The sequence below is a fragment of the Actinacidiphila sp. DG2A-62 genome, assembly GCF_035825295.1.
In the GTDB taxonomy this organism is placed as follows: Bacteria; Actinomycetota; Actinomycetes; order Streptomycetales; family Streptomycetaceae; genus Actinacidiphila.
Window position 1 is genome coordinate 1249459 of the sequence record NZ_JAYMGI010000002.1, and the last position, 23788, is coordinate 1273246.

A 23788-nucleotide genomic window follows, 5' to 3' on the forward strand; every position below is an offset into this window, starting at 1 on the left:
TCAGGCTTCCTCCGCCGCCCGGTCGACGGTCAGGATCCGCAGCTCGGAGGTGTAGCGGGCGCCCTCTGCGTCCTTCAGCCACAGTTCGTCACGGTCGGGGAGCATCTCTGTGAGGCTCACCGAGCCGTTCTCCTCCGCTGACCGGCGGATCGACTTGGCCACGATGTTCACGTAGACCAGGCTGCCGAAGTCCACAAAGGTCGGCTTGTCCTCCACCGGGACCTTGTAGAAGGCGCGTTCCGGCAAGCCGTGCTCGATGCGCCAGCTCCGGGCCGCGAGGAAGCGCTCGGACTCGTCCTTGACCGCTGCCCAGACGACCTCCGCGGCCGGGAAGCTCCACGACTCGCGGGCGATCACCAGCCGGTCGACGGTGATCCGCGGGCTGTGCGCGCCACGGGAGACCGGCTTGAACGCGTTGACCGCCGCGGCCGCCAGCGGTTCGCCGAACATCTTCGACAGCGGCGCGCGGAACGAGCCGGTGCGGGACCGGGCGATCAGCCGATCGCCCTCGCGGAGCACCTCCAGGTCGGCGGCCGGCATGATCGGCCCGGGCGGCAGCACGGACTCCGGGTGGATCGTCCAGTAGGTGTACCCGGGCGACAGCAGCGCGGACGGCGGCGAGACCCGCGAGCTGACGCCGGGCGTCTCGCGGGACGGGATGCCGTAGATCCGCCGGTCGCCGAGGTCGGTCTCGGCCGCGGCGAGCATCGACGGCGGATCGTCGTGCTGCTGCACGAAGACCCGGCTTTCCATGGTGTTGAAGGACAGGTGCAGCTCGCCCAGGACGAGCAGGAAGTCGCCGCGGGCGACGGCCGCCTCGTCCGCGGCGGCGAGCATGAAGTCCGGCGAGTGGTGGATGGCGGTGACCCACGGGACCGGCCGCGGCGGGAAGAACTCCGCGACCCGGTCGGCGAGTTCGGCGCTGCTCCGCTGCACCTCCCGGGCGTCCTGATGAGGGAGTTGCAGGACCGCGGCCCAGCGGCGCTGGAACTCGTCGACGGCGCGCCGCACCGGTTTGGACAGCGCCCGCGTGTTGAAGAACAGGTGCGGGGTGGCCAGGCTGAGGATCGCGGCGAGCGGCACGACCGGGTTGCCGGACTGGGCGACCCGGCGCTCGTAGAGTTCGCGGAACAGCCGGTCGTACTCCTCGCCGATCTCGGCGACCAGCCAGCGGGCGCTGTCCAGCAGCAGGGCGAGCGGGCGGCCGAGTTCCTCGCGCAACTCCGGGCCGAGGTCGACTCGGACGCCGCGGACGGTGTCCTCGTACACCAGCGTGCGGCCGGCGTAGGTGAGCCCGGCGCGGCGTTCCGCGTCCAGGCCGGTGATGTCGTGGAAGGTCTCGGCCAGCGCGGACAGCGCGGCCTCCAGCGCCACGTCGTCGCCCGCCGAGGCGGCGACCCGGTCCCTGGCGTCGACCAGTCGGCCGACGACGCCGAGGGCCCGTTCGCGGGCCTCGGGGTCCTTGATCCGCTCCAGTCGCCTGATCAGGGTCCGCTCGGGGAACGCCTCGATGGCGCCGACCAGGTCCAGCCGCAGCAGCCCGCGCCCGACCAGGTCGTCGTACGTCGCCAGCAGGGCGGCGGGCTCGCCGAGTTCGGGAAACTCCGACCAGGTCATCTCGGCGGCCACGTCCTGGACGCAGCGGACGCCGTCGACCAGCGAGAGCACCTCGGCCTCCGCGGGCGTCAGCGCCACCGGCGCCCGCCCGGGGATCTGGAGGGTGGAGCCCTCCAGCTGGTGTGCGGCGAACAGCCGGGGCACCAGCCAGGGTCGCACCTCGGGGTCGGCGGACAGCGTACGGGCGACCGCGTCGATCGCCCAGATCTCGAAGTAGACGGTGCGGCGGGCCAGGAACTCGTCCCCGACCCGTAGCTCCAGCGGGCTGCCCTCGTCGGTCCAGCGGGCCCAGCCGACCGGTCCGACGAAGCCGATGGTGTCGTTCTTCAGACTGTAGCGCTGGAGGTAGCTGGCGGCCGTCAGCTCGTGGTTGCGGCCGCGGACGTTGCGCGGCTCGCCCGCGGCGAGCTTGTCGAGGCACAGCTTGACCAGCTTCGGGTTCTGCCAGGCGACCGCCTCGCGGAACCGGGGGTCCTGCGCCACGGTCCGCACGGCCGCGGAGAGCCGGCCGGTGGCGGCCGCGTACTCCTCCCGGTAGGCGTCCAGCAGCGCGGGGTCGCCGGCCGCGGCGTCGGCGGCCGCTGCCAGCGCGGGGTCGGTCAGCACCTGGACGCGCTCGGCGGGGAAGCCGGTGCCGCGCAGCACCACGTCCCGCCAGGTCGCCCAGCCGGTTCCGGTCAGCGGGACCAGATGGGCGCCCTGCTCCCGTTCACCGCCGCGGGGCCCGGGTCTGTCCGGGCCCGGCCGGGCGTCCGGTGCCGGGGCCCGCTCCGCCTGTGCGTCCGTCTCCTGCGTGCCCATCACGCCTCCCGCCGGTCGATCTGGTCGGCCAGGGCCTCCAGAGTGGGGTGGTCGAAGAGCACGACGATGCCGAGGTCGACCCCGAACTCGTCGCGCACCCGGGACATCAGCTCCACCGCGGTCAGCGAGTTGCCGCCCAGGTCGAAGAAGTCCGCGTCGTGCGTGATCTCGGTGCGCCCGAGCAGCGCCGTCCACAGCGCGCCGAGGCGGTCCGCGGTGGTCGCGGGCCCGGCGCCGCCGTGCGCGGCGGCCACCGGGGCGGGGCGCGGCGCGGGTGCTGTCCGGGCGCGCGCGGCCGGGTGCGCCGCAGTGGGGCGCCCGTCGGCGAAGTGCCGGACGGCGACCTGCCGGGGCGTGCGGGCGGCGAGCAGTTCCAGCAGCAGGGCTCCGCCGCGCTCGGGGTCGAGGCCCGCGCCCGGGTCGACGGGCACGCCCATGCCGACGTCCTTCCAGCGCGGCCAGTCCACGGTGAGCAGCCGCTCCGCGGTCGGCACGCCGGAGCGGACCAGCGCGTCGAGCACCGCGTTGGCAGCGGCGTAGTCGGCGCCACCGGCCACGCCCTCCAGGACGGAGCGGCTGGAGAAGGCGACGAACAGGTCGAGCGGCGGGCGGCCGGCGAACGCGCGGGCCAGCGCGACCGCGCCGTGCGCCTTGGGCTCGAAGGCCGCGGCGGCCTTGGCGGTCGAGGTGAACGCGACCATGCCGCTGCCCGCCACGCCGGCCAGGTGGAAGACGCCGTTCACCGGGCCGTGCCGGCGGGTCACGTCGTCGAGGAGGGCGGTCAGCGCCGTCCGGTCGACGACGTCGCATGCGGCGATCTCCGCCGTCGCGCCCGACTCGGCCAGTTCGGCGAGGAGTTCGGGGTGCGGCGTGGCCTTGCGGCCGGTGAGGATCAGCACCGGCCGCTGCCCGGTCCCCGCCAGCGCCTTCGCCACGACGCCGCCGAGACCTCCGGTGCCGCCGGTGACGAGGTAGACGCCGCCCTCGCGCAGCGGGGCGTCGGTGCCAGGCGTGAGGGCGAGCGGGCGTTCCACGGGCACCCAGCGCCGGTCGCCGCGCAGCGCGACGAGCGGATCGCCGGCGCGGTCGCGCACTTCCTCGGCGAGGTCGCGGGCGGCCACGAAGTCCCCCAGGTCGACCAGCCGGGCGTGCGCCACCACGTCCTCCGCCGGCAGCGTCCTGACCAGCGCGGTCAGCGCGGAGTTGGCGGGCCGCAGCGGGTCGTGCCCGCTGACGTCGACGGCCCGCTCGGAGATCACCAGCAGGTCGGGGCGCGGTCCGCCGGCCGAGGCGCGGGACGCCTGGCGGACCAGCTCGGAGGCGGCCGCGAAGCCGGCCGCCAGTTGCCCCGCCAGATCGTCGCCCGCCGGGGTGTCGCCGTCGTCAGGGCCGGTCAGCGTGCCCGCGTGGACGAGCAGCGCGGGCGCGTCGCCGCGTTCCCTCAGCGTCCTGAACACCCGTGCCAGATCCCACGGTTCGCCGGTGCGGACGGTGAAGCCGGCCTCGCCCTCCGCGTACTGTGCTCCGGGCCGCAGGGCGACCACGCCGAACCCTGCCTCGGCCAGCGCGTCGGTGACGGTCCGCGCCCGGTCCTCGTCCTGCGGGAGCAGGGCGACGGCGAGCGCGCCGCCGTCCGCGGCCGGCGCCGGGCGGCGGTGCCGCTCCTGCCAGCCGAGCACGCTGTACGGCGAGGAGGCGGCGCCCGAGGTGTCGCCCTCCTCGCCGGGGAGAGCCGCGTCGACCCAGTGGCGGTCGCGCTCGAACGGGTAGCCGGGGACCGGCGTGCGCTCGACCTCGGCGAGGTCCTCGACCACGGCCCAGTCCACCGTGTGGCCCTCGGTCCACAACGCGGCGACCGCGGCCAGCGCGGAGCGTACGTCGGCCAGCGGGTCGGTCCTGCGCTGGGCGAGCGTCGGCAGCACCACGTGCCAGGCCCTCGGCGACCGTCGGGTGCTGGCGCGCGACCACGGTCAGCGCCCGACCGGGGCCCGCCTCGACCAGCACGTGCCGTTCCTCGGCGGCGGTGAGCGCGTCGAGGGCGTCCGCGAAGGCCACCGGCTCCACAAGCTGGCGCGACCAGAAGCCCGGATCGGTGACCTCCGCGGCGCCGACCTTGCGGCCGCGGGCCGCCGAGTAGAAGTCGACGGTGGGTGCGGACAGCCGCATGCCGCGCAGTACCTCCTGGAACACCGGTACCGCGGAGCCCGCGACGGGCGCGTGGGAGGCGTGGGTGGTGCGCAGCGGGCGGCTTGCGAGCCCGGCGCGCCGCAACTCCGCGACGGTTTCGTCGAGTTCGTCCGCGGGACCGGCGACGACGACCTGGCGGGGGCCGTTGACCACCGCGAGGCGTACGCCGCCGGTGAGGAACGGCTCGACGTCACCGGCGGACGCGGCGACCGCGAGCATGCCGCCCGGCGGGGTGTTCTGGAGCGCGCGGGACCGCGTGGCGACCGCGCGGACCGCGTCCTCCAGGGTGAAGACCCCGGCGACGGTGGCCGCGGTGATCTCGCCGAGGCTGTGGCCGAGCACCGCCGAAGGCGTGATCCCCCATGACTGCCAGGTCTGGGCCAGCGCGTGCTCGACGGCGAAGATCAGCGGCTGGGAGGCGCCGGGGGCGTTGATCCGCTCCTCGTCGCCGTCCCGCCACAGCGCGCGCAGCGGCACGCCCTGCGCCTCGAAGAGGTCGAGGCACGCGTCGAAGGCGGCGGCGTAGGCGGGCGAGCGCTCGTACAGGTCGAGGGCCACCCCGACCTGCTGGACGCCCATGCCGGGGAAGAGGAACGCGATCCGGCTCCGCTCGCCGGGGGCCGGGGTGCTGAAGTGTGCGGCGGACCTCGGGTCCTGGAGCAGCGACACGGCCTCCTGCGGCCCCAACGCGACGACAGCGCCGCGGTGCTCGTACGGGGTGCGGCCGCGCTGCAAGGTGGCGACGCTGCCGGTGAAGGTCCGCGCGCCGGGCCCGGCGAAGTGCTCGGCCAGGCTCTCGCGGTAGCGGTCGGCGGCCTGCGGGGTGCGCGCCGACCACACCACCACGCGCGGCCGGTCCTGAGCCGGGGCGGCGGGCACGGGGGCGGGCGCCGCCTCGACGACGGCGTGCGCGTTGGTGCCGCCGACGCCGTAGGAGTTCACCGCGGCGATCCGGGAGCGCCCTGCGGTGCGGGGCCACGGGGTGGCCACGGTAGGCACCCGGAACGGCGAGTCCTCGATGCCGAGGGCGGGATTGGCGTCCTGGTAGCCGACGTTCGGCGGGATGACCTCGTTCTCCAGCGACAGCACGACCTTGATGAGGGAGGCCACGCCGGAGGCGTGCACGGTGTGCCCGATGTTGCCCTTGACCGAGGTGAGCGCGGTGCCGCCGGGCTCGCCCCCGCCGAGGTATGCGTAGGCCGCCTTGAGCGCGGCCACCTCGATCGGGTCGCCGAGCACCGTGCCGGTGGCGTGCGCCTCCAGCATGGCCACGTCGCGCGGTGTCACGTCGGCCAGGGCCATGGCCTCGGCGACCGCGGCGGACTGGCCGGAGACGCTGGGCGCGGCGAAACCGGCCTTCTCCCCACCGTCGTTGTTCACCGCGGTGGCGCGGATCACCGCGCGGACGCGGTCGCCGTCGGCCAGGGCGTCGGACAGCCTCTTGAGGGCGACCATCCCGACCCCGGTGGAGTACACGGTGCCGGAGGCGGCCTTGTCGAAGGGGCGGCAGTGCCCATCGCGGCTGAGCGTGCCGCCCGGCTCCCACCAGTAGCCGTGGCCGAGCGGCAACTCGACCTCCACCCCCCCGGCCAGGGCGAGTTCGCACTCACCGGCGCGCAGCGACGCGGCGGCGAGGTGCACAGCCACCAGCGAACTGGAGCAGGCCGTCGCGACATTGAGGCTGGGGCCGTTCAGCCCCAGTTTGTAGGAGACCAGGGAGGTCAGGTAGTCGGTGGAGTTCCACGTGGTCAGCGACATCCCCGACTTGCTGAGCGGACCGAGACCCTCGCTGCGCCGTACCAGGTCGAGATAGCGCCCGGCGCCCGACGAGCCGAACACCCCGACGTCGGTGAGCTGTTCCACGTCGTAGCCGGCGTTCTCCAGCGTCGCGTGGGCGCATTCGAGGAACAGCCGGATCTGCGGGTCGCAGATCCGTGCCTCGCGCGGCGTCAGGCCGAAGAACTCCGCGTCGAAGGCGTCGACGTCGGGTGCGGTGGCCAGTGCCTTGACGTAGTGGTCGTCGGCGAGCGCGGCGGCCGGGACGCCGGCGGCCCGCAGTTCGTCGTCCGAGGGGAACGAGATGGATGCGACGCCGTCGTGCAGATTGGCCCAGTAGCGGCCGAGGTCGGCGGCGCCGGGGAAACGGCCGGCCATCCCGATGACGGCGATGGGTTCATGCCCTGCCAGATTGCTCATGCCTGCCCTCGATCGAGATCTCGTCGGATGCGTTGGCGCAACTGCCGCCGCTGGTGTGCTCCTTCGCCGGCCTGCGGCTGGTACCTGACCTCCCGTGGCGGAACCGGGGGCGGCCCGTCCGCCAGGAAGCGGGCCAGCGCCGTCAGGTTGGGGTGCTCGAACATCGCGGTGACCGGGAAGTCGGTGGCCAGCCGCTCGGACAGCAGCGCGTGCAGCCGGACCAGGGTCATCGAGGTCAGTCCCGCGTCGAAGAAGTTCTCTCCGCGCGGCACGTCGGCGCCCGTGACCGAGCGCAGCAACCCCGCGATCTGGTCGGCCAGTTGCTCCGCGCGGGACGCGTCGCGAGGGGCGCGCGGGGACGGGATCGCCGGGTGCGGTCCGGCCGCCTTGCGCCGCCGGCCGGGCTCGACGTCGTCGACCACCCGCAGTTCGGTCGGGACCGCCCAGCGCGGCAGGTGGCGGCGCAGATGGCCGCGCAGGTCGGCGATGTCGAGCGGGTCCCCGCCGGGCCGTGCGACGACCGACAGCGAGAGCGCGGAGCCCGCCGGGGTCGGGATCAGCCGGGCCAGCGCCCGGTGGACGCCGGGGTGCCCGAGCGCCGCGCGCTCGACCTGTTCGGGGTCCAGGCGGTGGCCGTCCAGCGAGACCTGGCGGTCCAGCCGACCGTCGGGCACCACGGCGCCCGACGGGTCGCGCCGGCCGCGGTCCCCGGTTCGGAACGCGCCGTCGACGGTGAAACCACCGGTCCTGCCACTGCCGTCCAGGTACCCGGCGGCCAGGTGCGGTGAGCGCACCACGATCTCACCGGCGTGCCCCACGGGCGCGGGCGTCCCGTCCGGACGCAGCACCAGGAGTTCGGCGTCGCCCGCCCCCGTGCCGACGGGCAGCGCCGCGGCGTCCGGCAGGCCGGCCGGCGGTGACCCGCCCGCGGCGGCCGCCTCGTGGACGGAGGCGAGCTGCGGGGTCTCGGTCGCGCCGTACGCGTTGACCACGCGCGCGGCGGTGACCGTGCGCAGCTCCCGCACCAGCCCCGCGGTCAGCGGGGCGCCGCCGCTCACGACCAGGCGGAGGTCGTCCAGCCGGTCCGTGCCGGGCCCGCCGCCCGGGGCTTCACCGGGGCCACGACCGGATCCGCCGCCGGTGCCGCCACTCGGCAAGGAGTCCGGCCGGGGGCGGCCCGCGAGGATCAGCTCCAGCAGAGCGGGGGTGGCGTGCAGGACCGTGACGCGCTCGTCGCGCAGCAGCGCGAACAGCCGGTCGGGCGCGGAGAAGACGTCCTCGGGCGGCACGACGACCCTGCCGCCCACCGTCAGCGGGGCGAGGATGTCGCGCAGCAGCGGGTCGTGTCCGAGGCCGCCCGCCATCACGACCCGGTCCGCCGCGGAGAAACCGTACGTCCGCACGTACCAGTCCAAAGTGCCGGCCAGCGCCTCGGGCGGCACCTTCACCGCGGCCGGGCGGCCCGAGGTGCCTGAGGTGAACAGCACGTGCCCGACGCCGGGCAGCGGGCGCGGCACCGGATCGGTCACCGGGGCGGGCGGCTCACCGCGGCCGGTCGTCAGGACGACGGCGGGCCGGAGCAACCGCCGCTGCTCGTCGAGCACCGCGGGCGGCAGCCCGCCGTCGGTGACCGCGACGGCGGCTCCCGCCGCCCAGGCGCCCAGCAGCGCGGCCGGCAGGTCCGCGGTCCGCCCGGCCCGCAGCTCCACCACGTCCTGCGGCCCGGCTCCGGCCGCCGCCAGCGCGCCGGCCGTCCGCGCGACGTCCGCTAGGAGCTGGGCGTAGGTGCGGACGCGACCTGCCCGGCCCGCGCCCTGGGTGGACACGGCGCCCGCGACGGACACCGCGACGGCGTCCGGTCGGCGCGCCGCGGCCGCGCGGACCATGGCGAGGACCGCGGGCACCGGTGCGGGGGCGGGTACGGGGGCAGGTACGGGGGTGGCCGCGAACCCGGGCTCGGCCGCTGCCGTCGTCCGGGCCGCCGCGGACGCGGCGCCGGCCAGGCCGGACAGCGGCAGCCCGGGCGCCTCGGTCTCGTCGGCGAACGCCGCGGCGGTGTCCGCGACCTGGCGCAGCAGTTCCCGGGCGACCGCGTCGTCGTAGAGATCGTCACGGCACACCAGTTCCAGGCGCAGACCGTCGTCGCCCTCGCGGAGGTAGAAGTTGAGGTCGAACAGCGCGGCGGGCGGGGCCACGTCGAGCCATCGCGCGGGGACGCCGACGAAGGCGGGGGGAGGACCGATCCGGCTCAGGTCGTTCACCCACACCTGGAACAGCGGGTTGTCCCGCGGGGACGGCGGCAGGCCCAACTGGCGCACGATCGCCTGGAAGGTGGGCGTGAGATGGTCGAGCGCCTCCAGCGCGCGATCCCGCACATGCCGCAACAGGGCGTCCCGGTCGGACTGTTCGCCCGCGGTGAGCCACAACGGGACGGTGCCGAGCACGAGCCCGGCGAGTTCGGCCTCCTGCGGCCGTACCCGCCGGCTCACCGGCATCCCGATGGCGACGGTCTGCTCACCGGACCACGCGGCGATCACCGAGGCCACGCAGGCGAGGAAGTAGGTGGCCCGGGTGTGGCCGTCGCGGGCGAGCAGGGCGTCGATCCGCCGACTCGTCCTCGCGCCGAGCGCCGCTGTGAAGCGGCGCCCCGCCAGCGTGGGGGCTTGCGGGCCGCTCAGCCGGAACGGAAGCGCCGTGCGGACCGGTGCGTCGTCCAGCAGCTCCTGCCAGTGGGCCAGGTCCGCCTGCCAGGCCGGCGACCCGACGGCGGCCGCGCGCCCGTGCGCGAAGTCGGCGAAGCTGGGCGCTTCGGCGGGCCACTTGGGGACCGCGCCGGCCGAACGGGCGGTGTACGCGAAGGCGATGTCGGCGAGGACGAGTTCCAGGCCGCGCTGGTCGGCGACCAGGTGGTGCAGCGACAGCGCGAGCACCGACTCCCCCGCGCCGCGCAGCAGTCCGGCGGTCATCAGCGGCGGCCGGTCCAGCGGGACGGGTGTCCGCGCGATCTCCGCGACGAAGCCGCCGGACATGTCCTGGTCCAGCGCTCCCACGGCCTGCCGGCTCACCAGGCGGCCCGCGGCGTGCGGGGCGTAGGACCAGTGCGGCGTCCCGTCCTGGACGCGGACGGCGGCCCGCAGCAGGTCGTGCCGGGCCAGCACGTCGTCAAGGGCGGAGCGCAGCGCCGCGGGGGCGAGTGCGGCGGGCACGGCCAGCGCCCCGACGACGTTGCTGCCCGAGTCGTCGGCCAGGGCGCGGTTGAGCAGCCACAGCGGTTCCTGGGCGGGCGTCAGCGGGCTGCGGTCGCGCGGCGTGCGGGGCGAGGCAGCCACGGGCGTCGCGGCCGACCCGGCGGGTGCGCCGTCCTGCGCGCGGTCATGCGCGACGCCGCCGCCCCCGCCACCGGCCGCGCCCCTCGCCCTCACGCCCTCCGTCACCAACGAACGCAGCCCCGCCAGGGAGACGTTGTCGCGCAGCAGGGCGGCGAGCGGGATGTCGACGGTGTGGAGTTCCGCGACCCTGGCCAGCAGTGTGGCGGCGGCCAGCGAGTGGCCGCCGAGGCTCAGGAAGCCGAGGTCGTCGCGGCGCGCGCCGGGCGCGGTGGGCAGCACGCGCCACCAGGCGCGCGCCAGCTCGTCCGGCGCCCGGTCGTCGGCGTCCGCGCGGTCGGGGGCCGCCGCACCGGTCGGGGCGTCGGCCGAGCCGTGGTCGGTCGCGTCGGCGTCGCGCAAGGCCGTCGACTCCCACCACTGCGCGGCCAGTTGGGCGATCCGCCGCCGGTCCGCCTTGCCGGAGGAGGTCAGCGGCAGCCGGTCGACCCAGCACAGGGCCCGCGGCACGTACGTCCGCGGCAGGCGCTCCCCGACGAAGCCGAGGACCTCGTGGTCGGCCGCCTCGGACCCGGCGTCCCCGGACCCGATACCGGCCTCCCCCGGCTCCGTGCGGCCGGGCGCGTCCCCCTCATCCGCCGCTCGCACCGTGACCGCGACCAGCTCCGGGCCCGAGCCGTCCGGTGACGGGACCGGGACGACGGTGGCGCGGCCGACCGCGGGGTGGGTTTCCAGGACTGCCTCGACCTCGCCGGGCTCGATCCGCACGCCGCGGATCTTCAACTGGGCGTCGGCGCGGCCGAGGTAGTGGAGCAGGCCGTCCCGGACGGTGACGAGATCGCCGGTGCGGTACCAGCGCACGCCGTCGCGCACCGTGAACGCGGCTTCGGTCAGATCGGGGCGGGACACGTACCCCAGGGCCGCCTGGACGCCGCCGATCCACAGTTCCCCGGCCTGTCCCTCGGCCACCGGCTCGCCGTCGCCGCCGAGGACGCGCAGGTCGACGTTGTCGATGGGCCTGCCGATGGCCATGGGGTCGTGGGGTGCGATGTCCCGCGGCACCGGCCAGTGGGTGACGTCGATGGCCGCCTCGGTGGGCCCGTAGAGGTTGTGCAGCTCGGCGCCGAGCCGTGCGGAGAACCGGGCGGCGAGCGCCGAGGGGAGCTGTTCCCCGCTGCAGAACACCAGCCGCAGCGAGGTGTTGCGCTCGACCGGGGCGAGCCGCAGGTACGACTCCAGCATGGTCGGCACGAAATGGCAGACGGAGATCTGCTCCCCGCTGATCACCGAGGCGATCTCGCGGGCGTCGTAGTGGGCGTCGACCGGCGCGAAGACGCACCGCGCGCCGGTGACCAGCGGCAGGAAGAACTCCCAGCCCGCGACGTCGAAGGTGTAGGGGGTCTTCTGCAGCACCCGGTCCCCCGCGTCGAGACCGAACTCCCGCGCCATCCACAGGATCCGGTTGCTGAGGGCGGCCGCGCCGACCAGCACGGCCTTGGGGGTGCCGGTGGAGCCCGAGGTGAACAGCGCGTACACCGGGTCGTCCGCCGCCACCGGCCGCAGCGGCCCGACGTCCGGCTCGCGGTCTCCTCTCGCCACGTCTCGCGGCACCACGACCACCGGCAGACCGGCCGGCGCCGCCGCCTTCTGATCCGCGGTCACGACGGCGCACAGCGGCCGGACCACGTCCATCATCACCGCGACCCGGGAGTCCGGCTCGTCGGTGGCGACAGGCACGTAGTGGCAACCGGCCTTGAGCACCCCGAGCAGGGCGACCAGCAGGTCGCTCTGCTGGGGCATCCGTAACACCACCGCGCCGCGGCGGCCACCGGTGGCGCGCAGGATCGAGGCAGCCGCGGCGTCGCTGAGCAGGTCGAGTTCGGCGTAGGTCAGGGACCGGTGCGGGTCGGAGCACGCCACCGCGCCGGGGGTCCGCAGCCGCTGGACGCGGACCAGTCCGGGGATGCCGTGCGGCGCCGGGTGGGAGACGCGGGGTCCGCGCAGCGGCGCGGCCCCGCCGGTCATGCCTCCCCCCGTGCGGCCGGGGCCGTCTGCGTGGATGCGGGCATGTTCGGCTTCCCCCTGTCCCGTCGTCCAGTGCTTCTGACGTGCTGTGGTTCCTGCCGCGCGTGCGCGGACCCGGTCAGAGGGGCTGGAGCGCGACCGCCTCCGGATCGGAGAGGAACACCGGCCGGGGCTCGGCGACGTCCTGGGGACTGTTGCTGACGCTGTTGTAGACGAACATCAGCATCGCCCGCCGGAACGGCGAGATGTTGGCGGCCGAGGAGTGCAGGATGTTCGGGTGGAACATGAGGATCGAGCCGGCGGGTCCCTTGGGGCTGACCAGCCCCTTGGCGCGGGCGAGTTCCTCGATGATCGACGGGCGGACCTGGAACTTCTCGTCGGCGGTCAGCGTCGCGACCCAGGCCGGCGCGTCCTCGTAGCCCAGCGGCATCCCGTCGACGTCCGTGCCGGCCAGCAGGCCCTCGGCGTGCGAGCCGGGGACGAAGGTCAACGGGCCGTTGAACTCGGTGACCTCGTCCAGGAAGACCGCCACGTTGACCAGGTCGGGTTTCTGGATGCCGTCGCCCTGGAGCCAGTAGACGTAGTCCTGGTGCCACTCCCACTGGTCGCCGGCGAACGGCGCCTTGATGTTGATCTTCGACTGGTGCACATACACGTCGTCGCCGAGCAGCTGGCGGACCGCGCCGAGCAGGGCGGGCAGCCGGGTCAGCGCGGCGATCTCGGGCTGGGTGCGGTGCAGGCCGTAGACCGAGCGGACGGTGCTGCCGTCGCGCTCCAGGATCCGCGCCGGGCTGTCCTCGGCGAGCACCGAAGGCATCACGCGCGCCACGGTGCCGAGCACGTCCGCGGGCAGGAAGTCCGGCGGAAGGAGCAGATAGCCCGTACGGCGGTACTGCGCGAGCAGTTCGGGCCCGAGCGGTTGCAGGAGTTCACCGGACGCGCCTGCTGCTGTCTGAGTCATGGATCCGACCCTCCCTTGGTCGTGGGGCCACCGCCCGCCTGGGGCCGCCGCGGCTCCTGGTCTGGATCCGGCTCGCCCCGCACGAGCCGGCGTTGCGCGACTTACCAGAACGGACGGACGTCGATGGTGCCGAAGCGGGCGACCGGGTGCTTGCCGGCCACCTCGATGGCCTCGTCGAGGTCGGCGCACTCGATGATGTCGTAGCCGGCGATGTGCTCCTTGGTGTCCGCGAAGGGGCCGTCGGCGACGGCCACCTTGCCGTCCCGCACCCGGACCGTGGTGGCGTCGCTGACCGGCCGCAGCCGGCTGCCCTGCAGCCGCACCCCGCGCCCGTCCATCTCCGTCACCCAGTCGGCGGTGCCGACCGCCATGCCCGCCTCGTCCTCGGGCGTGACCTCGGTGTTCGGGTCGGCACAGATCAACAGCAGGTACTTCATGATGTCTTCTCCTTCTTCGCGCCTTCTCGCGCCTGACGCACGTCGTGTGCGCAGCCGGTCATGGCTGTTCGTTGCCTGTTCGGTCTCCCGGGGGTGCGACGAACGGGAGGGCTGCGGATGGACAGTCGGCGGTGTGGCGCCCGGGTGCGGCTACCCGGCGACGGCGTAGGCGCGGACCGGGAAACTGCCCATGCCCACCACCGGCGGCGGGGCGACGTGGAAACGGAAGCCGGTCTGCGGCAGCCGCTCGAGAGCGGTCAGGTGCTCGACGATCGCGATCCCCGCGGCGAGCAGACCGGTGTGCGCGGGCCGGGCCAGATCGGCCATGTCGTCGATGTTGACCGAGTCGATGCCGACCACCGCCGCGCCCTGGGCGACCAGCCACTGCACGGCCCCGGCGGTGAGGAACGGGTGGCCGGGGTCGCCGTACTTGTCGGTCGCCCAGTGCCGGTCCCAGCCGGTGCGCACCAGCACCGCACGGCCGGCCACCTGGTGCGCCGACAGGACCTCGGGGCCGATCGCCCGGTCGGGGCCGGTGGCGTCGACCACGACGCCCTCCACGTCGACCAGCCGGGACAGGTCGAGCCCGGAGAGGTCGGGGCCGTCGTGGTGGCGGTGGAACGGCGCGTCGAGATAGGTGCCGGTGTTGGCCACCATCGCGATCCGGCCGATCTGGAACTCGGTGCCCGGCGCGTAGCGCGGCCGGGACTCGTCTCGGGACATGTGGTCGCTGATCTCCGGTCCCGGCAGGCCGGGGTAGGTGATCATGCCGTGCTCGATGGGGTGGGACAGGTCGATGATGGTTCGGCCGCTCACAGTGGCGTACTCCTAGGGTTGTCGGACCGGCAGCAGCCCGTCGTACTCGGGCTTGAGCTTCCAGTCGGGGTCCGGGGGCCGGTAGCCCGGTCGCGGACAGTGCCGCGAGTGCTCGCCGGTCCGCGGGTCGTGCAGATAGCGGGGGCAGTTCTCGAAGACCGCGCGGACGGCGACCCTCAGCACGGCCTCCGCGCCGTGATGCGGGCCGACGGCGGCCGGATCGGTCAGTACCTCGCAGCTGCCGTTGACCCGCAGCTTGGCGGGCACGCCGGGGAAGAGGAAGAGCAGGCCGATCTGCTGCCGCGCGGCGGCGTTGCCCAGCGTGCGGTACATCCCGTTGCCGTCGTAGCTGGGGATCTCCAGGGTCCGGGAGTTCGGCACCTGGACGAAGCCGGGCAGGCCGCCCTTGTACGAGCAGTCGGGGAAGCCCTGCTCGTCGACGGTGGCCAGGTAGACCGCGTCGGCGCCGCGGATCCACTCCATGTGCTCGTCCTCCAGCACGTCGAAGACGTAGCGGCGCGACAGGTGCGCCGCCAGATCCTCGGTGCCGAAGCGGCGCTGCAGTTCGCGGCTGCCGTCCTGGTAGAAGTCCTCAGGCTCCATGCCCGCACCGCCGGGTCACCGCACGGCCCGCATCTGCTGCCACACCCGCTCGTAGTAGGCGTTGGCCACCCGCTCGCGGGTGAGCGCGCCCATGCCGATCTCGCGCAGCGCCTCCGGGGAGTGGTGGGCCAGCGGCACGAGCACGTTCTCCAGCCACTCGGCGCCGTGGTCGGCGTCGACGTGGACGTGGATGCGCTGGTAGTGGATGACGTCGGCGGGCACGCCGAGCCTGCTGCAGCCGTCGACCATCGCCTGGAAGCGGGTCGGCGCGCTGTACTCCATCAGCCCCATCGCGGCCAGCGCGCGCGGCGCCAAGTGGCGGTGGATGCCGTACATCAGCACGAGGTTGGCGTTCTCGTAGACCTCCATGCCGCCCAGGTGCGAGATGTCGACGGCGCTGTCGGTGAGCCGGGCGCGCATGAAGCGAGCGGAGTGCTCGAACAGCCGGGTGTGCATCTGCTCCAGCTTGCCCTCGCCCATCTCGTCCCAGTAGTTCTCCGCCATGGTCAGCTTGCTGACGTCGCCGGCGCCGATCTGGGCGAGCGCGACGAGGTCGTCGAAGCGGCTGTCGACGAGCTCCTCGGCGAGGAAGAACAGCGCGATCTCGTCGAGGGTGGCCTCCTCCGCGAGGTAACGGCAGAAGGCCGGCTGCACGTGGCGGGCGCGCAGGGCGGCGAACCAGTCGGCGAGCCCGTCCGCGGACTCCGGCAGCAGGGCGGTGTCCACCTGGCCGTCCTCCCAGCGCAGCCAGGCGTCCTCCACGGCGGCGATCTGCGGGTCGCCGTTGAGCCGCGGGACCTGCTGGAACGATTCGGCACCGCCCAGATAGGCGGTGTAGTAGCTGTGCAGCCGGTCCATCAGTTCGAGCCGCACCGCGGCGTCCGGCGCGGCGCCGTCGCTCGGGAAGGCGGCGGCGACGTCCGCGTCGGTGATGCCGCGCTGCGTCGCGACGCTCCCCGGAATTGCCCCAACCATGATTGCCTCCTGTTGTGTCCCATCCCCGGGGTCCGTTCCCGGGCATGTCTGCGGAGCCGCACCGCGCACGGTTGCGGTGCGGTCGGTCGTACTCGTGCGTGAACGAGGGCCGGCCCTTACATCACCGTGGTCCGGTAGAGCAGCCGGTGGTGGAGCCGGTGGTCGCACGCGGTGCGGGTGTGCATCGTGGCGTCGTTGTCCCAGATGACGAGGTCGCCGACGCTCCAGTGGTGCCGGTAGAGGTAGCGGTCGGCGGTGGCGTGGGCGTGCAGCTCGTCCAGCAGCCGGGTCGACTCGGCCTCGCCGAGGCCGACGATGCCGCTGATGATCATGCTGCCGAGCAGCAGCGACTTACGGCCGGTGACAGGGTGCCGCCTGACCAGCGGCTGTTCGACGTCGGGGGTGCGCTCACGCTCCTCGGGGGTCAGCGGCTTCTTGTGCGGGTTGGTCTTGAGCTCCTGGTCGACGAGGTAGGCCATGGAGTGCACCGCCCGCAGGTCCTCGATGCGTTCCTTCATGTCCGCCGGCAGCTCGTCGTACGCGGTGGTGGCGTCGGCGAAGACGGTGTCACCGCCCTCCTCGGGGGCCACCGCGGAGTAGAGCAGCGAGGCGCGGCTCATGACCTTCTTCCAGGAGTAGTCGGTGTGCCACTCCTCCTGGTCGTCGCCGTCGTAGAGGCCGATCGGCTCGCCGTTCTCGAAGATGTTGCTGATCTTCAGGACTTCGGGGTGCTCGGGCACGACGTACCGGGCGACCGGGTAGACGTCGAGCGGTCCGAAGTGCCGGCTGAAACGCACGTGGTCGGCGTGGTCCAGCTTCTGGCCGGGCAGCACGAGCACGCGGTAGCGGGTCAGGTCGTCGATCAGGCTGTCGGCGGTCGCCTGGTCCACCGGTTCCCTGAGGTCCAGCCCGGAGACGGTCGCGCCGAACACCGGGCTCAGCGCATCCAGTGTGTAGGACGTCATGAACTCTCCCCAACTTGTCGGCAGAATCAGGTTCTAGAGCGCTTTCCACTCGCGTTCCGGCGCGGCCGTCGCCGCCACGACGATCCGGCGATACTCCGCGACCCAGCCGGCGGCGGTGCTCTCGTCGAACTCCTCGGGGTTGAACTGCAGGGCGCCCCTGATCTCCCCGGTCGAGGCGACTCCCATGTTCCAGGCGGCGCCGCCGGGGATCTGCTCGCTCACCGTCTCGCGCTTCTGCACCCCCACGGTGCGGTCGGCGATCCGGTACGGGTCATCGGCCGGTCCTTCCGCGTCCAGGCTCGGGGACTCGAAGAACCCGAAGATGAAGTCGCAGTTGGCCGGATCGGCCATCGGCGCCATCAGGGACGGGATCGCCTCCTCCAGCAGCTGCACCGGCACTTCGTGCGCGTAGGCGTCCAGGCAGGTGGCGCGGGTGGCGCGCAGCACGTCGAGGAAGGTGGCACAGCCGGACAGGTCGGTGCGCAGCGGCAGGAAGTTCAGGAACGGCCCGACGGTGTCCCGGTACTCGGGCTTGCCGCGGCCGTGCACGATGGTGTTGATCACCGGGTCGAACCCGCCCCTGATCCGGTGGGCCAGCACGGAGAACGCGGCCAGCATCACCATGAAACTGGAGCTGCGGCTGGTCCTGGCGAGCCCTGCGACGTCCGCCGCCACCTCGGCGTCGAGTACGAGGTTGCTCGCCCGGTACGGTTCGGCGTGCACCTGCCGCACCGGCCGGTCGGTGGGCAGCGTGAAGAAGGGCGCGCCGTCCAATTGCCCGTGCCAGTACGCCATGTTGCGCTCGGCGTCCGGGCCCGCGGTGGCGTCCCGCTGCCAGCGGACGTAGTCCCGGTAGGGCCGGGCCGGCGGCAGCGGCGCGACGTCCTCACCGGTCCGCAGGGCGTAACAGGCCGCCAGGTCACGGTGGATGAGCTGGAGCGACCAGCCGTCGGCGGCGGTGTGGTGGGTGACCAGGCTCAGCACCGCGTCCTCGTCGTCGAACCGGGCCAGCACCGCGCGCAGCAGGGGGAGTTCCTCGACCGGGACGCTGCTCTCCTCGGCCTCGGTGAGCAACTGCTGTGCCAGCGCCTCCCGTTCCTCGCCGGGGGCGGCGGGCAGGTCGCGCACCGTCAGGGGCGCCGGCGACGGCGGGCGGACCTCCTGGTACCGCGGCCGGGCGTCGCGCACCACCACGGTGCGCAGCATCTCGTGCCGCGCCACCACGTCGTCCAGTGCGCCCTGGAGCGCGACCTCGTCCACGTATCCGCTGATGCGCAGGCACTTGGTCACGATGAATCGGGGCCCGAACGCTCCCGACTCCGCGCCGGCGCACCACAGCTCCTGCTGGCTCGAGAGGGGATACCGGTCCCGCCCGCCCTCCTGGTGCGGGGCCGGTGACACGTCCTGGGTGAACGGCACGTCATCTCCTCGTCTCGTCCTGCGGTTCGACACGTCGACGAACGGGAGGGCGCCGGATTGACCAACCGGCCGGGGAAAATTTTCAACCGACTTCGGAGCCCACCGACGACGGCTCCTGCCCGGACACGTCGACGGCGCCGGCGGCCTCCGCCGCTGCCCGGGGCGCGGGCGCCTGCGCCGCCGCGCCGCCGCGCAGCACCCGGTGGAAGGACTGCAGGTCGGCGGCGAGGAGTTCGGGCACTTCCAGCGCGGGGAAGTGGCCGCCCTCGTCGAACTCGCTCCACTGGATGATGTTCGGGAAGCGCGGCTCGGCCAGCTTGCGGATGGCCAGGCTCGCGTCGTGCGCGAACACGGCGACGGCGAGCGGCACCGGCAGCGGGGGCGCCGCGGCCGGCGGGTGCGGGGCGATGGGCAGCTGGTCGGCCATCTCGTAGTACAGCTGGGCGGAGGAACCTGCGGTCGCGGTCAGCCAGTAGATGGAGACGTTGGTCAGCAGTTGGTCGCGGCTGACCGAGTCGCCTTGTGTCCAGTCCCGGAACTTCTCCGCGATCCAGGCGAGTTGGCCGGTCGGCGAGTCGGTGAGGCCGTAGGCGAGGGTCTGCGGCCTGGTGCCCTGGATGTGCATGTCGCCGGCCCGGCCCTCCTCCTCGAACGCGGCGAGGTAGGCGAGGCGGCCGAGGTCCTGCTCGTCGAGGCCCTCAAGTTCCGCGGGGTCGCCGGACGGCGGGGTCAGCAGGAAGCTGACATGAGCGCCGATCAGGTTCTCCGGGGCCATGGCCGCGGCGGTCAACGATATCCACACGCCGAGGTCGGTGCCGTGGGCGGCGTAGCGGTCGTAGCCGAGGCTGCGCATCAGCTCGTTCCAGGCGGCGGCGATCCGCTGCACGTTCCAGCCGGCCTCCGGGGCCGGCCCGGAGAACCCGAATCCGGGCGGCGAGGGGATGACCAGGTGGAAGGCATCGGCGGGGTCGCCGCCGTGGCTGCGCGGGTCGGTGAGCCGCTCGATGACGTCCAGGTACTCGGCGACCGAGCCGGGCCAGCCGTGCGTCATGATCAGCGGGAGCGCGTCGGGCTCGGGCGAACGCACATGCAGGAAGTGCACGTTGGCGCCGTCGATCTCGGTGACGTACTGCGGGAAGCGGTTCAGCGCGGCCTCGGCTGCCCGCCAGTCGTAGCCGGTGCGCCAGTACTCGGCCAGATCCTTGAGGTAGTCCACCGGCACCCCGCGCGTCCAGCCGGCGCCGGGGACCTCGGACGGCCAGCGGGTGGCGGCCAGCCGGCGGCGGAGGTCGTCCAGGTTCTCATGGGGAATGGAGATACGGAAGGGGCGCATCTAAAGCCTCCTCTTGTCGGGCTGACGCGGCGACTCACAACCTGCTCCTGCGGCGACGCTACCAGCGGAACCGGCCACGATAGCCCCCGATTAGCGGCTTCCGATTGGGCAATCTCGAAGAAGCAGTCCGTGCCCTAGGCAACGATGCTGGAATTCCCGGCAGGTTGCGACTGCGCGATCGCGGTTTGCGCCGGAATCGAGAAATCAATGTCGCGCCGCCTATGAGAGGAACATCGTGGGCACTTATGTCGGGGAGCGCGCCGTGGTGCTCGGCGCGAGCGTGGCGGGCCTGCTGGCCGCGGGCTTGCTGGCCGAGACCTACCGGACCGTGACGGTGGTGGATCGGGACGTGCTCAGCGGGGAGCCCGGTCCGCGCCGCACCGTCCCGCAGGGCCGTCACATCCACGGCCTGCTGGCACGGGGACAGCAGGTTCTGGAGGAGCTGTTTCCCGGGATCACCAAGGAGCTTGCCGAGCTCGGGGTGCCGGTCTGCGACTTCGGCACCGGCCTGAGCTGGTACTTCAACGGCCGGATGATCGAGAAGAAGGAGACCGGCCTGATCTGCGTGTCGGCTGAACGCCCACTGCTGGAGGCCCGGATACGCGAGCGCATCCGGGCGCTGTCCAACGTGCGGCTGGTCGACCGCACCGACATCGCGGGCCTGACCGCGTCGCCCGACAGGGCGCGGATCACCGGCGTGCGGGTGCAGCCGGCGGACGGCGGCCCGGAGGAGGTGCTGGCCGCGGACCTGGTGGTGGACGCCAGCGGGCGCAGCTCGCGAACCCCGCGCTGGCTGACCGAGTTCGGCTATCCGCAGGTGCCGCAGGACCGGGTCAAGATCGATCTCACCTACACCACCGTGGAGTTGCGGGCACCGCTGCCGGTGGACCCGATCGGCGACGGCGCGGGCCTGGTGTGCGTCGCCAGCCCGGCCGATCCGCACGGAGCGACGCTGGTCAGGCTCCGCGACCGCTATGCGCTGTCGCTGTACGGCCTGCTCGGCGACCGCCCGCCGACCGACCGCGCCGGCTTCGTCGCCTACGCGCGGAGACTGCCGGTGCCGGAGATCCACGCGGCCGTCGAGCAGGCCGAGATGATCACCGAACCGGTGTCCATGCACTTCCCCGCGAACGTCCGGCACCGCTACGAGCGGATGAGCCGTCTGCCCGACGGCCTGCTGGTGATGGGCGACGCCGCGTGCGTCTTCAACCCGATCTACGCCCAGGGCATGACGGTCGCCGCGATCGAGGCGCTCGTCCTGCGCACACACCTGGAGAAAGGCCGCCCGCCGCGGCCCCAGGAATTTTTCCGGGATCTTTCCGGGGTCATCGACGCGCCGTGGGACATGGCCGTCGGCGGAGATCTCGGTTTTCCCGGAGTCGAAGGACGTCGGACATTGAAAGTACGGATGGGAAATTTCTATGTGCCGCGGCTGCAATCCGCGGCGGCATACGACGGCGTTCTTTCCAACGCCTTTCTGCGAGCTGCGGGGCTGGTCGACCCGCCCCAGGCCCTGATGCGTCCCACAGTGATTTCGCGAGTGCTTCGACGGATGAGGGCGTCCTGACGTACGCCCTTCGAGGATCTGCTGGAGGTCCCGTGTTGACCCACCCCGAGCCCATAGTTCTCGACCCCACCGGCCGTGACGTCCACGCCGAGGGCGCACGGCTGCTCGCCCAGGGCCAGGTGGCCCAGGTGGAGCTGCCCGGCGGCGTCCGCGCCTGGTCGGTGGTCGGCTACGACGCCGTCCGCCAGGTGCTGAACGACGAGCGGTTCGCCAAGGACGCGCGCAAGCACTGGCCGGCCTTCATCAACGGAGAGATCGGCGAGGACTTCCCCCTCATCGGCTGGGTGCTCATGGACAACATGACCACCAACGACGCCGAGGCGCACGCCCGGCTGCGCAATCTCACCGCCAAGGCGTTCACGCTGCGCAGGACCGAGGCGATGCGCCCGCGGGTCGAGCGCATCGTCTCCGAGCTGCTGGACGATCTGTCGACCGCGGCGCCCGGCGAAGTGGTGGACCTCAAGGGGCGGTACGCCTATCCGCTGCCGACCAAGGTGATCTGCGAACTCTTCGGCGTTCCGGAGGAGATGCGCGCCGACGTGATGCGCGGCGGCGAGGTCAACGTCGACACGACCATCAGCCACGAAGAGGCGGTGGCCAACGTCGAGGAATGGCACAGCGCCATGTACGACCTGGTGGCCATGAAGAAGAAGACACCCGGCGACGACCTGCTGAGCATGCTCATCGAGGCGCAGCACAACGGCTCCCAGCTCAGCGACTCCGAACTGGCCGGCACGCTCCACCTGATGCTCGGCGCCGGTTCGGAGACCACGACCAATCTGCTGAGCAAGGCGGTCGTCGCGCTGCTCACCCACCCCGACCAGTTGCAGATGGTGCTGGACGGCCGGGTGCCGTGGAAGGACGTCATCGAGGAGACGCTGCGGGTGGAATCACCCATCGCGCAGCTGCCGTTCCGCTTCACCGCCGAGGAGGTCGAGATCGCCGGGGTGACCATCCCCAAGGGGGACCCGGTGCTGATCGGCTTCGCCGCCTCGGGCCGCGACCCGCTGCGGCACGGCGACAGCGCCGACCGGTTCGACATCACCCGCGAGGACAAGGAGCACCTGTCCTTCGGCTACGGCGTGCACCACTGCCTGGGCGCGCCGCTGGCCAGGATGGAGGCCGCGATCGGGCTGCCGGCGCTGTTCGAGCGCTTCCCCGACCTTGCGCTGGGCGTCCCGGCCGACCAGATCGAGCCGCAGGGGACCTTCCTGCTCAACGGTGCCTCCACGCTCCCCATCCGTCTCACCCCCGCCGTCTGAGTGCGCGTCATCGCCATGGACCACGAGGAGCGTCGATGAACGCGGACACCACCGTGCGGACCGAACTCGGCCGGCGCGCAGCCGAGCTGGCGCCGGTCCTGCGGTCCAACGCGCAGTGGGGCGAGGACCACCGGGCGCTGCACGACGAGACGTTGGCGGCACTCGCCGACGCGGGCGTCTTCACGATGCGGGTGCCCACCCGCTACGGCGGCCAGGAGAGCGACGCGGCCACCTTCCTGGAGGTGATCACCCAGCTCGGCATGGGCGACGGCTCGGCGGCGTGGAACGTGTCCGCCTGGTCCACCTCGGCGTGGATGGCGGCCCAGTTCCCCGACCACGTCCAGGACGAGGTGTTCGCCCCCGGCTCGCGGGTGTGTGGGGTGCTGAGCCCCACCGCGGCCGCGGTGCCGACCGGCGACGGCGTGGTGATCAACGGCCGCTGGCAGTTCATCAGCGGCGCCAAGCACAGCCAGTGGCAGGTCGTGCTGGCCATGGCGCCCACGCCCGACGGCGCGTCGCAGTGGCCGGTGATGGCGGTCGTCCCGCTGTCGGAGCTGTCGATCGACGACGACTGGTACACCACGGGCCTGTGCGGCACGGGCAGCGTCACCACCATCGCCCACGACGTCTTCGTGCCGCAGGACCGGGTGCTGCCCCTGGTGGGCGTGCTGGAGGAGCAGACCGCGTCCGAGCTGAACGCCGGATCCGCCGTCTTCCGCACACCGCTGATGGTCACCGGCTGCGCCACATTCACCGGGGCCGCGATCGGGCTGGCCAAGGCGGCCCAGGCGGCCTTCATGGACCGGCTCGACCACAAGATCACCTACACCGACTACGCCAGCCGCCGTGAGGCGCCGATCACCCACCTGAAGGTCGCCGAGGCGGCCCTGCTGATCGAGGAGGCCGAGTCGCACGCCACGCGGCTGGCCGCACAGGTGGACGCGAAGGGCGCGGCCGGCGAGGCCTGGAGCCTGCCGGAGCGGGTCAAGGCCCGGGCCTACCTCGGCCGGGTCTTCCAGCTGACCAACGCGGCGGCCACGGGCCTGGCCGACGAGAGCGGCGGCTCGTCGCTCTACCGGTCCAACCCCTTCCAGCGGGCGGTGCGCGACCTTCACGCGCTGAGCGTGCACGCGCTCATGCACGCCTCGACCAGCGCGGAGCTGTACGGGCGCATCCTGTGCGGGCTCGAACCGAACACGATGTACCTGTGAGGCAGGGGCTCCCGGCCGGGCACGGACGGCCGTCCGCCTGATTGCGTGCCCGGCGTCGGCCGGCTCCGCGCACCGTCGCGGGGCCGG

The 23788-nt window shown here is 73.3% G+C and carries 15 protein-coding genes; 3 read left to right on the top strand and 12 right to left on the bottom strand.

Features of this window, described 5'->3' with window-relative positions:
• The 12 genes from VSR01_RS05795 to VSR01_RS05850 all read right to left on the bottom strand — a co-directional run bounded on the left by VSR01_RS05795 (position 1) and on the right by VSR01_RS05850 (position 19661).
• Positions 1-2418, bottom strand: a complete 2418-nt coding sequence (locus VSR01_RS05795; protein ID WP_326448199.1) for a lantibiotic dehydratase — start codon at positions 2416-2418, stop codon at positions 1-3.
• Positions 2418-3875: a beta-ketoacyl reductase gene (locus VSR01_RS05800; RefSeq protein ID WP_326448200.1), complete on the bottom strand. Its 1458-nt coding sequence runs from the start codon at positions 3873-3875 to the stop codon at positions 2418-2420. The genes VSR01_RS05795 and VSR01_RS05800 overlap by 1 nt, the downstream gene beginning before the upstream one ends.
• Positions 3802-6801: a type I polyketide synthase gene (locus VSR01_RS05805; protein WP_326448201.1), complete on the bottom strand. Its 3000-nt coding sequence runs from the start codon at positions 6799-6801 to the stop codon at positions 3802-3804. The genes VSR01_RS05800 and VSR01_RS05805 overlap by 74 nt, the downstream gene beginning before the upstream one ends.
• A complete protein-coding gene (locus VSR01_RS05810; protein WP_326448202.1) occupies positions 6798-12152 on the bottom strand; it encodes a non-ribosomal peptide synthetase in 5355 nt (1784 codons plus the stop codon). The genes VSR01_RS05805 and VSR01_RS05810 overlap by 4 nt, the downstream gene beginning before the upstream one ends.
• A gap of 118 nt (positions 12153-12270) precedes the next feature.
• Positions 12271-13113, bottom strand: coding sequence for a phytanoyl-CoA dioxygenase family protein (locus tag VSR01_RS05815; RefSeq protein ID WP_326448203.1), 843 nt, complete (start codon positions 13111-13113; stop codon positions 12271-12273).
• A 101-nt stretch (positions 13114-13214) separates the two neighbouring features.
• Positions 13215-13550, bottom strand: a complete 336-nt coding sequence (locus tag VSR01_RS05820) for a YciI family protein (RefSeq protein ID WP_326448204.1) — start codon at positions 13548-13550, stop codon at positions 13215-13217.
• A gap of 150 nt (positions 13551-13700) precedes the next feature.
• Positions 13701-14366, bottom strand: coding sequence for a cyclase family protein (locus tag VSR01_RS05825; RefSeq protein WP_326448205.1), 666 nt, complete (start codon positions 14364-14366; stop codon positions 13701-13703).
• Positions 14367-14378: 12 nt separating this feature from the next.
• Entirely contained in the window at positions 14379-14969 is a 591-nt protein-coding gene (locus VSR01_RS05830) for a pyridoxamine 5'-phosphate oxidase family protein (protein WP_326448206.1), read from the bottom strand.
• Between the two features lie 15 nt (positions 14970-14984).
• On the bottom strand, positions 14985-15944 hold the full coding sequence (locus VSR01_RS05835) for an iron-containing redox enzyme family protein (protein ID WP_326448207.1): 960 nt from the start codon (positions 15942-15944) through the stop codon (positions 14985-14987).
• A gap of 116 nt (positions 15945-16060) precedes the next feature.
• On the bottom strand, positions 16061-16909 hold the full coding sequence (locus tag VSR01_RS05840) for a TauD/TfdA dioxygenase family protein (RefSeq protein ID WP_326448208.1): 849 nt from the start codon (positions 16907-16909) through the stop codon (positions 16061-16063).
• A 33-nt stretch (positions 16910-16942) separates the two neighbouring features.
• A complete protein-coding gene (locus tag VSR01_RS05845; protein WP_326448209.1) occupies positions 16943-18328 on the bottom strand; it encodes a condensation domain-containing protein in 1386 nt (461 codons plus the stop codon).
• 82 nt (positions 18329-18410) lie between these two features.
• Positions 18411-19661 carry an epoxide hydrolase family protein gene (locus VSR01_RS05850; RefSeq protein ID WP_326448210.1) on the bottom strand — a complete coding sequence of 417 codons (1251 nt, stop codon included), beginning with the start codon at positions 19659-19661 and terminating at the stop codon, positions 18411-18413.
• A gap of 235 nt (positions 19662-19896) precedes the next feature.
• Here VSR01_RS05850 and VSR01_RS05855 point away from each other — a divergent pair, with 235 nt between their 5' ends.
• From VSR01_RS05855 to VSR01_RS05865, 3 genes are read left to right on the top strand one after another with little or no spacing between them, the layout of a single operon-like run.
• Positions 19897-21228: an FAD-dependent oxidoreductase gene (locus VSR01_RS05855; protein WP_326448211.1), complete on the top strand. Its 1332-nt coding sequence runs from the start codon at positions 19897-19899 to the stop codon at positions 21226-21228.
• A 32-nt stretch (positions 21229-21260) separates the two neighbouring features.
• Complete coding sequence (locus VSR01_RS05860) at positions 21261-22490, top strand: cytochrome P450 family protein (RefSeq protein ID WP_326448212.1); 1230 nt, start codon at positions 21261-21263, stop codon at positions 22488-22490.
• 35 nt (positions 22491-22525) lie between these two features.
• Positions 22526-23701: an acyl-CoA dehydrogenase family protein gene (locus VSR01_RS05865; RefSeq protein WP_326448213.1), complete on the top strand. Its 1176-nt coding sequence runs from the start codon at positions 22526-22528 to the stop codon at positions 23699-23701.
• The last annotated feature ends 87 nt before the right edge of the window (positions 23702-23788 follow it).